This is a genomic window from Jeongeupia sp. USM3, from assembly GCF_001808185.1.
Lineage (GTDB): Bacteria > Pseudomonadota > Gammaproteobacteria > Burkholderiales > Chitinibacteraceae > Jeongeupia.
In genome coordinates, this window is sequence record NZ_CP017668.1 from 3,321,290 (window position 1) to 3,335,069 (window position 13,780).

The following is a 13,780-nucleotide window of genomic DNA, read 5'->3' on the forward strand; positions in this document are numbered from 1 at the left end:
TGCGCTGCAATAATCGTGGCGCACCGGCATCGCACCGGGCACTCCAACAACATCACAAAGAGAAACCCCAATGGCTAGAAAATACTTCGGCACCGACGGTGTTCGCGGCCTGGTCGGCGAATACCCGATCACCCCCGATTTCGCGATGAAGCTCGGTTACGCGGCCGGCAAGGTGCTCGCCGCGGCCGAAAAGCGCCAGACCGGCGACCATGCCGCCGTGCTGATCGGCAAGGACACGCGCGTCTCGGGCTACATGCTCGAGGCGGCGCTGCAGGCGGGGCTCAACGCCGCCGGCGTCGACGTCTACCTGACCGGTCCGCTGCCGACGCCCGGCGTCGCCTACCTGACGCGTGCGCTGCGGTTGTCGGCCGGCGTGGTGATTTCCGCGTCACACAATCCGTACTACGACAACGGGATCAAGTTCTTCGGCGCCGGGGGCAAGAAGCTGCCCGATGACGTCGAACTGGCGATCGAGGCGGCGATCGACGAAATCCAGCCCTGCGTCGGTCCCAAGGCGCTGGGCAAGGCCAAGCGCGTCGGCGATGCCGTCGGCCGCTATGTCGAGTTCTGCAAGTCGACCTTCCCGAACGAGTTCGATCTGCGCGGCCTGAAGCTGGTCGTCGACTGCGCGCACGGCGCGACCTATCAGGTGGCGCCGTTCGTGTTCCACGAGCTCGGTGCCGAAGTGATCACGATCGGCGACAAGCCGAACGGCTACAACATCAACGAGGAGGTCGGTGCAACCCACGTCGAAGCGATCCGCAAGAAGGTGCTGGCCGAAGGCGCCGACTACGGCATTGCGCTCGACGGTGATGGCGACCGGCTGATCATGATCGACGGCGACGGTTCGGTCATCGACGGCGACATGCTGCTGTACGTGCTGGCACGTTACCGCCAGGACCGCGGTACGCTCGGCGGCGGCGTGGTCGGTACGCTGATGACCAATCTCGGCGTCGAGAACGCGCTGGAAGAACGCGGCATTCCGTTCGTGCGCGCCAAGGTCGGCGACCGTTATGTGCTCGAGCAGCTCGCCGAGCACGGCTGGCTGCTCGGTGGCGAGGGTTCCGGCCACTTGCTGAGCCTTGACCGGCACTCGACCGGCGACGGCATCGTCTCGGCGCTGCAGGTACTCGAGGCGCTGATCGAGCAGGGCAGGCCGCTGGCTTCGATCCGTGCCGAACTGACGCTTTCCAGCCAGGTGCTGAAGAACGTGCGGATTGCCAAGGGCTTCGACCACAGCGCGTCGGCGGCGATCAGGGCGGCTGTCGCCAAGGCCGAGGCCGCAATGGGCAAGGACGGCCGGGTGCTGTTGCGCGCATCGGGCACCGAGCCGCTGATCCGGGTGATGGTCGAACACGTCGAAGCGGCGGTCGCGTCGGAATGGGCCGAACGCATCGCTGCGGCGGTCGTGGCCGAAGCCGCTGCCGAAGAGTGATCCGGGTCAACCGACAAAAAAAGCCACGGCATGCCGTGGCTTTTTTGGGGCTGTCAGTACTCGGAACCGGTCTCAGTCGGTGAGCGAGCCAAAGCAGTTTGTTCCCGCCCGAAGCGGAGGAACCGGAATGGACGTGAGGTCCATGAGGACGCCCCGAAGGTAGCCCCCTTGCGGGGTTCCGGAGCATCGAACGGGGACAAAATGCGAAGACGCAGCCACCTAATGAGGATGGTTAGCCGAACTTGCCGGTGATGTAGTCTTCGGTCGCTTTTTTCTTCGGCGTGGTGAAGATGCTGTCGGTTTCGCCGACCTCGATCAGCTCGCCGAGGTACATGTAGGCGGTGTAGTCCGAGACGCGTGCGGCCTGCTGCATATTGTGGGTGACGATGGCGATCGTGTAGTCCTGCTTGAGTTCGTGCACCAGCTCCTCGATGTGCGCGGTCGAGATCGGGTCGAGCGCCGACGTCGGTTCGTCGAGCAGCAGCACCTCGGGCTTGACCGCGACGGCGCGGGCGATGCACAGCCGCTGCTGCTGGCCGCCCGACAGGCCCAGGCCCGACTGCTTGAGCTTGTCCTGTACTTCCTTCCACAGTGCGGCCTTCTGCAGCGCCCATTCGACGCGATCGTCCATCTCGGACTTGCTCAGGCTCTCGTACAGCTTCACGCCGAAAGCGATGTTGTCGTAGATCGACATCGGGAACGGGGTCGGCTTCTGGAACACCATGCCGACCTTGGCGCGCAGCATGTTCAGATCGACGCCGCTGTCGAGAATATTGCGGCCGTTCATCACGATCTCGCCTTCGGCGCGCAGCTTCGGGTACAGCCCGTACATGCGGTTGAAAGTGCGCAGCAGCGTCGACTTGCCGCAGCCCGACGGGCCGATGAAGGCGGTGACCTTGCCTTCGCGGATGTCGAGGTTGATGTCCTTCAGCGCATGGAAATTGCCGTAGTAGAAGTTGAGGTTCTTGACGGCCAGCTTCGGGGTCAGGGATTGAGTCATGGTCGGATCTCTATGCGGGTGCGATCAGTGCGACTTCGCCGGGCGGACGAGGATGCGCGCGATGATGTTGAGCGAAAGCACGAACAGGCCGATCAGCAGTGCGCCGGCCCAGGCCAGCGTGTGCCAGTCTTCGTACGGGCTCATTGCGAACTGGAAGATCACCACCGGCAGGTTGGCCATCGGCTGGTTCATGTTCGAGTAGAACTGGTTGTTCAGCGCGGTGAACAACAGCGGTGCGGTTTCGCCGACGATGCGCGCCACCGCCAGCAGGATGCCGGTGACGACGCCGGCCTTGGCCGCGCGCAGGCTGATCTGCAGCACCATCTTCCATTGCGGGGCGCCGAGTGCATACGCGGCTTCGCGCATGGTGTTGGGCACGAGGCGCAGCATGTTCTCGGTCGTCCGGACGACGACCGGGATGACCAGCAGCGACAGCGCGAAGGCGCCGGCCCAGCCGGAGAAGTGGCCGACCTGCGCGACATAGACGTCGTAGATGAACAGGCCGATGACGATCGACGGCGCCGACAGCAGGATGTCGTTGATGAAGCGGGTCGAGGGGGCCAGCCAGCCGCGTTCGCCGAACTCGGCGAGATAGGTGCCGGCGAGGATGCCGATCGGCGTGCCGATCGCGACGCCGACCGCCGACATCGCCAGACTGCCGACGATGGCGTTGGCAAGGCCGCCGGCGCTGCCCGGTGCCGGGGTGGTTTGGGTGAACAGCAGCGGTGCCAGGCCGGGGAGGCCGTTGCTGAACAGCGTGTAGAGAATCCAGAGCAGCCAGAACAGGCCGAAGGCCATTGCGCCCAGCGACAGCGTCAGGCTCAGCTTGTTGACCAGCCGGCGGCGGAAATAGAGGTTCATGTCGATTGTTTCCCGCGGTGTCAGGTGTTTGCGCCGTCGCCCTTCTGCAGCCGCAACAGCATCAGCTTGGAGAGCACGAGGACGACGAAGGTGATCAGGAACAGCAGCAGGCCGAGGTTGATCAGCGAGGCGGTGTGCAGCTCGCCGGTGGCCTCGGTGAATTCGTTGGCCAGCGTCGCGGCAATCGACGTGCCCGGATCGAACAGCGACCCGATCGCCTTGTGCGAGTTGCCGATCACGAAGGTGACGGCCATTGTCTCGCCGAGCGCGCGGCCAAGGCCGAGCATGATGCCGCCGATCACGCCATGGCGGGTATAGGGGAGGACGACGTTCCAGACGACTTCCCACGTCGTGCTGCCGAGGCCGTAGGCCGATTCCTTGAGCATCGGCGGCACGACCTCGAACACGTCACGCATCACCGATGCGATGTACGGAATCACCATGACCGACAGGATCAGCCCGGCGGTAAACATGCCGATGCCCATCGGCGGCCCCTGGAACAGCCAGCCGATCATCGGAATGCCGGCGGTGTGCTCGGTCAGCCACGGCTGGATGTTGTCGGCAAACCACGGTGCAAAAATGAACAGGCCCCACATGCCGAAGATGATCGACGGCACGCCGGCAAGCAGTTCGATCGCGATGCCGAGCGGCCGGCGCAACCAGGTCGGCGAGAGTTCGGTCAGGAAGATCGCGATGCCGAAGCTGACCGGCACGCCGATCAGCAGGGCGATGAACGACGACAGCAACGTACCCTTGATCGAGTTCCAGCCGCCGAACTGTTCGGTCACCGGATTCCAGTCGCTGCCGGTGATGAACGTGACGCCGAAGGCCTTGATGCTCGGCCAGGCGCCGTGGATCAGCGAAAGGATGATGGCGGCCAGCAGGGCCAGCACCAGAAAGGCAAAAAAGCGGGTCGAGCCGCGAAATATCGTGTCCTGCAGCGCTTGCCGCTTCAGCCGTAACTCTTGGGGCGTCATGAACGTCTCCGGTTCCAATCAATGCAACAGGAGCCACGCGGGCTCCTGTCGCTTTTCGGTAGCGGCGGCATTCTAAACGAATCCCGCGCACCACCGCTTGCTGCTTACTTCCAGATCGGCGCGTTGCCGGCGTCGGAGATCTGCTTCCACGAGCCGCGGATCACGTCCTTGACCGAAGCCGGCATCGGCACGTAGTCCATGTCGGCCGACATCTTGTCGCCGTCCTTGTATGCCCAGTCGAAGAACTTCAGCACTTCGACGCCGTTGACCGGCTTGTCCTGCTTCTTCTGCATCAGGATGAAGGTCGCGCCGGTGATCGGCCACGAATCCTTGCCGGCCTGGTCGGTCAGCACCACGCCGAAGCCCGGCGTACCCTTCCAGTCGGCGCTGGCAGCGGCGGCCTTGAAGGTCACGTCGTCCGGCTGAACGAAGGCACCGGCCTTGTTCTGCAGCTGGGTGTAGCCCATCTTGTTCTGCTTGGCATACGCGTACTCGACATAGCCGATCGCGCCCTTGATGCGCTGGACGTACTGGGCGACGCCTTCGTTGCCCTTGCCGCCGACACCGGCCGGCCACTGGACCGACGCGTCGTTGCCGACCTTGTCCTTCCACTCGGCCGAAACCTTGCTCAGGTAGTTGGTGAAGATCCAGGTGGTGCCGGAGCCGTCAGCGCGGTGAACGATGGTCACGCCCTGATCCGGCAGCTTCACGCCCGGGTTCAGCTTGGCGATTGCCGGGTCGTTCCACTTCTTGATCTTGCCGAGAAACAGGTCGGCGAGTACGGCCGGGGACAGCTTGAGTTCGCCGCCCTTGACGCCTTCGATGTTGACGACCGGCACGACGCCGCCCATCACGGTCGGAAACTGCACCAGGCCGGCCTTGTCGAGCTCTTCGGCCTTCAGCGGTTTGTCCGAGGCGCCGAAGTCGACGGTCTTGGCCTGAATCTGTTTGATGCCGCCGCCCGAACCGATCGACTGGTAGTTCATACCGACGCCGGTCTTGCTCTTGTACTGTTCGGCCCATTTCGCGTACAGCGGGTACGGGAAAGTCGCACCGGCGCCGGTGATGTCGGCGGCGCTAGCATACGCCGTGAACAGACCTGCTGCGATGCCGAAGCCGACGAGCAATTTGCGCCCAAACGTCATGATCGAATCTCCTGAAGATTTTTGGTTGGGTGGATCGGTTGACGGGATGCATCGTAGAGCGCCCATGTTTCCGAAATATTACAAGTCGGTCGCATCGGTGCCGGCAGGTCGCATGCGCCGCGACAGGCGGCATTTTTCGGCAACTGAGGTGGTTTGACGGGGGTAGGGCATGAGCTTAGAATCGAGGGCTTTTCCGGCGGGTGCTGCGACGCGTATGGCCAGGAAGCAAGTCATCGGCAACTGGAAGATGCACGGCAGCATCGGGCAGATCCGCTCGGTTCTGTCCGAGGTGTCGCGGGCCGAGCTCGGGGCCAACGTTTCGGTCTGTGTCGCTTACCCGTATCTCGGGCTGGCCAAGACCTTGCTGAAGGACACCGCCGTGCAGGTCGGCGCGCAGGATGTGTGCGAGTTCCACATTGGCGCCTATACCGGCGAGGTGTCGGCGGCGATGCTGGCCGATGTCGGTTGCGAGCTGGTGATCGTCGGGCATTCGGAGCGGCGCCGTTATTTCGGCGAGACGAGTGAAACCGCCGCGCGCAAGGTCAGGGCGACGCTCGATGCCGGCCTGTTGCCGGTATACTGCGTCGGCGAAACTGCCGAGCAGCGCGAAAGCGGCATTGCCCATCAGGTGATTGCCGAGGAATTGCAGGTGCTGGCCGGCGTGCCGACCAGCCTCTATGCGGTGGCTTACGAGCCGTCGTGGGCGGTCGGGACCGGCGTGATTGCCACGCCGGAGCAGATCGCAGAAATGCACGCGTTCATCAAGCAGACGCTCGATGTGCGTACCCGGGTGTTGTACGGGGGAAGTGTCAAGGCGTCGAATACGGCGCAGGTGCTGGCAGTCGACGGGGTCGACGGCGTGCTCGTAGGTGGGGCGGCGCTGTCGGCGAGCGAGTTTCTCGAGATCTGTCGTATCGCTGGCTGATTGCAAAATTCACACTGCGGCGCTACAATTTTCGCCGCGTTAATAGAGCAAATATGGAACTTATCAAGACTCTGGTGCTGATCGTGAACGCGCTCTCCGCGATTGCGGTGATCGTTCTCGTGCTGATGCAGCATGGCAAGGGGGCCGACATGGGTGCGGCCTTCGGTAGCGGTTCGGCAGGCAGCCTGTTCGGCTCGTCGGGCTCCGCCAACTTCCTCAGCCGCAGCACGGCCGTGTGCGCCACTGTCTTCTTTGCTTCCTGCCTCGCGCTGGTGCTGGTCATGACCCCGTCCGCCAACAAGGATTCGCTTGGCGTGATGAGCGGCGTCAAGCCGGTGGCCAGCCAGCCTGCTCAATCCACGCAGAACAAGATTCCGGAATAAGCGTCCGCGCCCGCGACAGCTTGTTCCTTGTGATTGGCCGACATGGTGAAATTGGTAGACACGCTATCTTGAGGGGGTAGTGGCTGCGGCTGTGTGAGTTCGAGTCTCACTGTCGGCACCATCATTTTTTGAAGAAACCGGGGCAACCCGGTTTTTTTTCGAGCGTGGTAACAGTAAACCCGGTGTCATCGTGCCCGGGTTGTCTTTCATCAAAATCGTTTCAGAAAAAAGCGGGGATTCGCATGCTAGAGAATTACTTCCCCATTTTGCTGTTCCTGATCGTCGGCCTGCTGGTCGGTGTCGCCCCGCTGTGTCTGGGGTGGGGGGTCGGCAAAGTGCTGGGGACCAACAAACCCGATGCCGAGAAGCTCCTGCCTTACGAGTGCGGCTTCGATGCGTTCGAAGACGCCCGCATGCAGTTCGACGTCCGCTACTACCTCGTCGCGATCCTGTTCATCCTTTTCGATCTGGAAGTGGCCTTCCTGGTTCCCTGGGCGCTGGTGCTCAAGGACATCGGCAGCTTCGGCTTCTTCTCGATGATGATTTTCCTGGCCATCCTCGTCGTCGGCTTCGTCTACGAGTGGATGAAGGGTGCGCTGGAGTGGGAGTGATTTGATGGAAGCGCAAAATCTGGAAAAAGGGTTCCTGACGACCACGGTCGATACCGTCGTCAACTGGACCCGTACCGGCTCGCTGTGGCCGATGACCTTCGGGCTCGCCTGTTGTGCGGTCGAGATGATGCACGCCGGTGCGGCGCGCTATGACCTCGACCGTTTCGGCATCGTGTTCCGTCCGTCGCCGCGCCAGTCCGACCTGATGATCGTCGCCGGCACGCTGTGCAACAAGATGGCGCCGGCGCTGCGCCGCGTCTACGACCAGATGCCCGAGCCGCGCTGGGTGCTGTCGATGGGCTCGTGTGCCAACGGTGGCGGTTACTACCACTATTCGTACTCGGTCGTTCGCGGTTGTGACCGCATCGTGCCGGTCGACGTCTACGTGCCGGGCTGTCCGCCGACCGCCGAGGCGCTGCTGTACGGCCTGATCCAGCTGCAGAACAAGATCAAGCGCACCAACACGATCGCGCGGAGCTGACATGGCCAAGCTGAATACCCTGATGGAAAGCCTCGAGCGCGTGCTCGGCGACAAGCTCACCGGCATCAAGTGCGTGCTCGACGAAGTGACGATCGAGATCAAGCCGGCCGACTTCGTCGCCGCCGCCACGCTGCTGCGCGATCACGACGAGCTGCGTTTCGAAGCCTGTGTCGACGTCTGCGGCGTCGACTACAGCACCTACAAAGACGGCGTGTGGGAGGGCTCGCGCTTTGCCGCGGTCTACCACCTCAATTCCTATGCCAACAACCAGCGCCTGCGCTTGCGCATGTTCGCGCTGGATGACGATTTCCCGATCGTGCCGACCTCGGTCGAGATCTGGCCGGGCAACAACTGGTTCGAGCGCGAAGCGTTCGACCTGTACGGCATCGTTTTCGAAGGCCACCCGGACCTGCGCCGCATCCTGACCGACTACGGTTTTGTCGGTCACCCGTTCCGCAAGGACTTCCCGACCTCGGGCTACGTCGAAATGCGTTACGACCCGGAACAAGGTCGCGTGATCTACCAGCCCGTCACCATCGATCCGCGCGAAATCACCCCGCGCATCATTCGCGAGGAGAACTACGGTGGCGTCTGAAATCCGTAACTACACCCTCAACTTCGGCCCGCAACATCCGGCCGCGCACGGCGTGCTGCGCCTCGTGCTCGAACTCGACGGCGAAGTCGTCGAGCGTGCCGACCCGCATATCGGCCTGCTGCACCGCGCGACCGAGAAACTGGCCGAGTCCAAGACCTACATCCAGTCGCTGCCGTACATGGACCGTCTCGATTACGTGTCGATGATGTCCAACGAGCACGCCTACTGCATGGCGATCGAGAAGCTGCTGCAGCTCGACGTGCCGGTGCGCGCGCAGTACATCCGCGTGATGTTCGACGAGATCACCCGCATCCTGAACCACCTGATGTGGATCGGTGCGCACGGCCTCGACTGCGGCGCGATGACGATCTTCCTCTACGCGTTCCGCGAGCGCGAAGACCTGATGGACGTCTACGAGGCGGTGTCGGGTGCGCGGATGCACGCGGCCTACTACCGTCCGGGTGGCGTGTATCGCGATCTGCCGGATTCGATGCCGCAATACCAGGCGTCGAAGGTGCGCAACGCCGCGGCGATCAAGAAGCTCAACGAGAACCGTCAGGGTTCGATGCTCGATTTCATCGAGGACTTCACCAACCGGTTCCCGACCTATGTCGACGAGTACGAGACCCTGCTGACCGACAACCGGATCTGGAAACAGCGGACCGTCGGCATCGGCGTGCTGTCGCCGGAACGCGCGATGGCGCTGGGCCTGACCGGCCCGATGCTGCGTGGCTCGGGCGTGGCCTGGGACCTGCGCAAGAAGCAGCCGTACGAGGTCTACGACAAGCTCGACTTCGATATCCCGGTCGGCGTCAACGGCGACTGTTACGACCGCTATCTGGTCCGCATCGAAGAAATGCGCCAGTCGAACCGCATCATCAAGCAGTGCGTGAAGTGGCTGCGGGAGAATCCGGGCCCGGTCATCACCGACAACAACAAGGTTGCACCGCCGTCGCGTGACAGCATGAAGACGAACATGGAGGATCTGATCCACCACTTCAAGCTGTTCACCGAAGGCATGCACGTGCCCGAAGGCGAGGCGTACGCCGCCATCGAGCACCCGAAGGGCGAGTTCGGCATCTACATGGTGTCCGACGGCGCCAACAAGCCGTACCGGCTGAAAATCCGCGCGCCGGGCTTTGCCCATCTGGCCGCGCTCGACGAAATGGCGCGCGGCCACATGCTGTCCGACGTCGTCGCCATCATCGGTACGCAGGACATCGTATTCGGGGAGATTGACCGCTAATGGTTACCAGCACACCTACGCTGAGTGCACAGTCGCAGGCGCAGATCGATCGCGAGCTGGCCAAGTATCCGGCCGACCAGCGCCGCTCGGCGCTGATGAGCGCGCTGCGCATCGCCCAGGTCGAGCACCGCTGGCTGTCGAACGAGCTGATCGCCGTCGTCGCCGACTATGTCGGCGTGCCGCCGATCGCCGCGATGGAAGTCGCGACGTTCTACAACATGTTCGACATGAAGCCGGTCGGCCGTCACAAGATCACCGTCTGTACCAACCTGCCCTGTGCCTTGTCGGGCGGCTACCAGGCGGCCGACTACCTGAAGCAGAAGCTCGGCATCGGTTTCAACGAAACCACCGCCGACGGCAAGTTCACGCTCAAGGAAGGCGAGTGCATGGGCGCTTGCGGCTACGCACCGGTCCTGCTGGTGAACAACCACAGCATGTGCAACCACATGACGCCGGACGCGATCGACAAGAAACTGGCGGAGCTCGAATAAGATGACCGTTTATGTGAAAGGCGTCGTGTTCGAGGGCGTCGATTTCGACGATCCGAAGCACTGGGGCATCGAAGCCTACATGGCGCGCGGCGGTTACGCCGCACTGAAGAAGATCCTCTCGACCGGCATGACGCAGGACGAGATCATCGCCGAAATGAAGACGTCGGGCCTGCGTGGCCGCGGCGGTGCGGGCTTCCCGACCGGGCTGAAGTGGTCGTTCATGCCGCGCAGCTTCCCGGGCCAGAAATACCTCGTCTGCAACACCGACGAAGGCGAGCCGGGTACCTTCAAGGACCTCGACATCATCGTCGACAATCCGCATGCGCTGATCGAAGGCATGATCATCGGCGGTTTCGCGATGGGCATCACCGTCGGTTACAACTACATCCACGGTGAAGTGTTCGAAGCGTACGAGCGTTTCGAAGCCGCACTGGAAGAGGCGCGCGCCGCCGGCTTCCTCGGCGACAACATCCTCGGCACCGGTTTCTGCTTCCAGCTGCACGGCCACCACGGTTACGGCGCCTACATCTGTGGCGAAGAAACCGCGCTGCTCGAATCGCTCGAAGGCAAGAAGGGTCAGCCGCGCTTCAAGCCGCCGTTCCCGGCGAGCTTCGGCCTCTATGGCAAGCCGACGACGATCAACAACACCGAAACCTTCGCGTCGGTGCCGTACATCATCCGTGAAGGCGGGCAGAAGTTCCTTGAACTCGGCAAGCCGAACAACGGCGGCACCAAGCTGTTCTCGGTGTCGGGCCACGTGAACCGCCCGGGCAACTACGAGATTCCGCTCGGCACGCCGTTCAGCGAACTGCTGGAAATGTGCGGCGGCATGCGCGACGGCAAGAAGCTCAAGGCGGTGATTCCGGGCGGCTCGTCGTCGCCGGTGCTGCCGGCCGACATCATGATGCAGTGCACGATGGATTACGATTCGATCTCCAAGGCGGGATCGATGCTCGGTTCGGGTGCGGTCATCGTCATGGACGAGAGCACCTGCATGGTCAAGGCGCTCGAGCGGCTGTCGTACTTCTATTTCGAAGAGTCGTGCGGCCAGTGCACGCCGTGCCGTGAAGGCACCGGCTGGCTGTACCGCGTCGTGCACCGGATCGAACAGGGTCTCGGTCGTCCCGAAGACCTCGATCTGCTGCTCTCGGTCGGCGGCAACATCGCCGGCCGGACGATCTGCGCGCTCGGCGACGCAGCGGTGATGCCGGTGCAGGGGATGCTCAAGCATTTCCGCAGCGAATTCGAACACCACATCGAACACAAGCAGTGCCTGGTTCCAGGCTTCTGATTGGGTTTGGTTAAAAATTTGCCATTGAATCGAGTCGATCATGCTGGAAATTGAAATCGACGGTAAGAAACTGACAGTCCCCACTGGAAGCACCGTGATGGACGCCGCCAATTCGATTGGCGTGCATATCCCGCACTTCTGCTACCACAAGAAGCTGTCGATTGCCGCGAACTGCCGGATGTGCCTGGTCCAGGTCGAGAAAGCGCCGAAACCGCTGCCCGCCTGTGCTACCCCCGTTACCGACGGGATGAAGGTCTATACCCACTCCGATATGGCCGTGAAGGCCCAGAAAGGGGTGATGGAATTCCTGCTGATCAACCACCCGCTCGACTGCCCGATCTGCGATCAGGGCGGCGAATGCCAGTTGCAGGATCTGGCCGTGGGTTACGGTCAGTCGGGTTCGCGCTACGAGGAAGAAAAGCGCGTCGTTGCCAACAAGAACCTCGGTCCGCTGATCTCGACCGACATGACGCGCTGCATCCACTGCAGCCGCTGCGTGCGTTTTACCGAAGAGATCGCCGGCTACCAGGAACTTGGCATGCCGGGTCGTGGCGAGCACACCGAGGTGATGAGCTTCATCGGCAAGACCGTGAACTCGGAAATCTCCGGCAACGTCATCGACCTGTGCCCGGTCGGCGCGCTCACCAGCAAGCCGTTCCGCTACAGCGCCCGGACGTGGGAGCTGTCGCGTCGCAAGAGTGTCGGCGCGCATGACGGCCTTGGCGCCAACCTCGTGGTTCAGGTGAAGAACAACAAGGTGATGCGCGTTCTGCCGCTCGAGAACGAAGCGATCAACGAATGCTGGCTGTCGGACCGCGACCGTTTCAGCTACGAAGCGCTGAACAGCGGTGCGCGCCTGACCCAGCCAATGGTCAAGGACGGCGGTGAGTGGAAGGTCGTCGGCTGGCAGGAAGCGCTCGAGCTGGTTGCGACCAAGCTCAAGGGCATCACCGCCAGCCACGGCGCCGACAGCGTCGCCGCGATCGCCTCGCCGAACAGCACGCTCGAAGAGCTCTACCTGCTGCGCAAATCGCTGGCCGGTCTGGACATCCGCAACCTCGAAGCCCGCACCCGCCTCGGCGACGCGCGCTTCGAGACCAGGGCGGCCGGCTGGCTCGGCCAGAGCATTGTCGACCTCGCCGCGAGCGAATCGCTGCTGCTGATCGGCTCGACGCTGCGCAAGGAACAGCCGCTGCTGGCACAACGTCTGCGCCAGTCGGTGAAGAAGGGCCTGAAGCTCGCGCTGATCAACCCGCATGACGACGAACTGCTGACCAAGGTGGCCGGCAAGCTGGTCGTGCGCCCGGACCAGCTGGTCGAAGGCGTGCTGGCGGTGCTGAAGGCTGCGGCCGAAATCACCGGCAAGACCGTGCCGGCCGACATCGATCTGGCTGGCGTCGAGGTTTCGGGCGAAGCGCGTGCGCTGGCCGAGCTGATCGTCGCCGGCGAGAAGAAGTCGCTGGTGCTCGGCAACATCGCGCTGCAGCACGAACGCGCTGCCGAACTGCACGCCGCCGCCGCCGCGCTGGCCGATGTCGCCGGTGCGACGCTGGGCCTGCTGCGTGACGGTGCCAACAGCGTCGGTGCCGACATCGTCGGTTTTGCGACGAACAAGGATCTGATCGCCGCAGGCAAGAAGGCCTACGTGCTGCTGCACAGCGAGCTGGCCGACCTGAGGAGCGGCGCCAAGGCGGCGTTCGCCGGCGCCGAGTTTGTCGTTGCGATGACGTCGTTCGCCGACGAAGCGCGCGACTACGCCGACGTGATGCTGCCGGTGTCGCCGTTCTCGGAAACCTCGGGCACCTTCGTCAACATGGAAGGCAAGCCGCAGAGCTTCAACGGCGTCGTCCGTCCGCTCGGCGAAACCCGTCCGGCGTGGAAGGTGCTGCGCGTGCTCGGCAACATCCTCGGCCTGAACGGTTTCGACTACGACAGCTCGGAAGCCGTGCGTGCCGACGTGCTGAACGGCGATATCGCCAAGGTGCTCGACAACGCGCCGGCCAAGTCCGTCGCGGTCAAGGCGCAGGCTGCTGCCGGTCTGGTCCGTCTGGCCGAAGTGCCGCTGTATGAAACCGATGCGCTGGTCCGTCGTGCCGAAAGCCTGCAGGCGACCGTCGATGCCGAATCGGCCGTACAGCTGCGTGCCAATGCGGCTACGCTGGCCGTGCTCGGCCTGGTCGCCGGCGGCAACGCCCGCATCCAGCAGGGCGGGGCGGTGGTGACGCTGGCCGTGACCGAGGATACGGGCCTGCTTGACCAGGTCGTGCGCGTGCCGTTCGGCCGCGTGACGCTGGCGCTCGGTTCGGGTGCAATCGAAGTGGCCAAGGCATAAGGGGACG

At 63.3% G+C, this 13,780-nt stretch carries 14 protein-coding genes and 1 tRNA gene; 11 read left to right on the top strand and 4 right to left on the bottom strand.

Annotated features, from left to right (window positions below):
* Positions 1 to 70 precede the first annotated feature (70 nt).
* On the top strand, positions 71 to 1,435 hold the full coding sequence (gene glmM, locus BJP62_RS15710; RefSeq protein ID WP_070531108.1) for a phosphoglucosamine mutase: 1,365 nt from the start codon (positions 71 to 73) through the stop codon (positions 1,433 to 1,435).
* 232 nt (positions 1,436 to 1,667) lie between these two features.
* Here glmM and pstB read toward each other — a convergent pair whose 3' ends face one another.
* The 4 genes from pstB to pstS form a co-directional block, all read right to left on the bottom strand.
* Positions 1,668 to 2,435 (bottom strand): phosphate ABC transporter ATP-binding protein PstB, encoded by a 768-nt coding sequence (pstB, locus tag BJP62_RS15715; RefSeq protein WP_070531109.1) that lies wholly within the window; start codon positions 2,433 to 2,435, stop codon positions 1,668 to 1,670.
* 24 nt (positions 2,436 to 2,459) lie between these two features.
* The gene (gene pstA / locus BJP62_RS15720) at positions 2,460 to 3,296 is read right to left on the bottom strand and encodes a phosphate ABC transporter permease PstA (RefSeq protein ID WP_083300961.1); all 837 of its coding nucleotides are present in this window, start codon (positions 3,294 to 3,296) and stop codon (positions 2,460 to 2,462) included.
* 20 nt (positions 3,297 to 3,316) lie between these two features.
* Positions 3,317 to 4,273 (bottom strand): phosphate ABC transporter permease subunit PstC, encoded by a 957-nt coding sequence (pstC, locus tag BJP62_RS15725; RefSeq protein WP_070532830.1) that lies wholly within the window; start codon positions 4,271 to 4,273, stop codon positions 3,317 to 3,319.
* Between the two features lie 104 nt (positions 4,274 to 4,377).
* Positions 4,378 to 5,418: a phosphate ABC transporter substrate-binding protein PstS gene (gene pstS, locus BJP62_RS15730; protein WP_070531111.1), complete on the bottom strand. Its 1,041-nt coding sequence runs from the start codon at positions 5,416 to 5,418 to the stop codon at positions 4,378 to 4,380.
* A gap of 214 nt (positions 5,419 to 5,632) precedes the next feature.
* Between pstS and tpiA the strand changes: the two genes are divergently transcribed.
* The 10 genes from tpiA to nuoG all read left to right on the top strand — a co-directional run bounded on the left by tpiA (position 5,633) and on the right by nuoG (position 13,773).
* Positions 5,633 to 6,343 carry a triose-phosphate isomerase gene (gene tpiA, locus BJP62_RS15735; RefSeq protein WP_070531113.1) on the top strand — a complete coding sequence of 237 codons (711 nt, stop codon included), beginning with the start codon at positions 5,633 to 5,635 and terminating at the stop codon, positions 6,341 to 6,343.
* 53 nt (positions 6,344 to 6,396) lie between these two features.
* A complete protein-coding gene (gene secG, locus BJP62_RS15740; protein WP_070531127.1) occupies positions 6,397 to 6,726 on the top strand; it encodes a preprotein translocase subunit SecG in 330 nt (109 codons plus the stop codon).
* Between the two features lie 36 nt (positions 6,727 to 6,762).
* Positions 6,763 to 6,847: transfer RNA gene (locus BJP62_RS15745), tRNA-Leu, on the top strand.
* Positions 6,848 to 6,968: 121 nt separating this feature from the next.
* A complete protein-coding gene (locus BJP62_RS15750) occupies positions 6,969 to 7,337 on the top strand; it encodes an NADH-quinone oxidoreductase subunit A (RefSeq protein WP_070531132.1) in 369 nt (122 codons plus the stop codon).
* 4 nt (positions 7,338 to 7,341) lie between these two features.
* Positions 7,342 to 7,818: an NADH-quinone oxidoreductase subunit B family protein gene (locus tag BJP62_RS15755; protein WP_070531134.1), complete on the top strand. Its 477-nt coding sequence runs from the start codon at positions 7,342 to 7,344 to the stop codon at positions 7,816 to 7,818.
* Between the two features lies 1 nt (position 7,819).
* Positions 7,820 to 8,413 (top strand): NADH-quinone oxidoreductase subunit C, encoded by a 594-nt coding sequence (locus BJP62_RS15760; protein ID WP_070531136.1) that lies wholly within the window; start codon positions 7,820 to 7,822, stop codon positions 8,411 to 8,413.
* Entirely contained in the window at positions 8,403 to 9,659 is a 1,257-nt protein-coding gene (locus BJP62_RS15765) for an NADH-quinone oxidoreductase subunit D (protein WP_070531138.1), read from the top strand. Before BJP62_RS15760 ends, BJP62_RS15765 begins: the two co-directional genes overlap by 11 nt.
* Positions 9,659 to 10,150 carry an NADH-quinone oxidoreductase subunit NuoE gene (gene nuoE / locus BJP62_RS15770; protein ID WP_070531140.1) on the top strand — a complete coding sequence of 164 codons (492 nt, stop codon included), beginning with the start codon at positions 9,659 to 9,661 and terminating at the stop codon, positions 10,148 to 10,150. The genes BJP62_RS15765 and nuoE overlap by 1 nt, the downstream gene beginning before the upstream one ends.
* A gap of 1 nt (position 10,151) precedes the next feature.
* A complete protein-coding gene (gene nuoF, locus BJP62_RS15775; protein ID WP_070531142.1) occupies positions 10,152 to 11,441 on the top strand; it encodes an NADH-quinone oxidoreductase subunit NuoF in 1,290 nt (429 codons plus the stop codon).
* Positions 11,442 to 11,481: 40 nt separating this feature from the next.
* Complete coding sequence (nuoG, locus tag BJP62_RS15780) at positions 11,482 to 13,773, top strand: NADH-quinone oxidoreductase subunit NuoG (protein WP_070531151.1); 2,292 nt, start codon at positions 11,482 to 11,484, stop codon at positions 13,771 to 13,773.
* Positions 13,774 to 13,780: the final 7 nt, after the last annotated feature.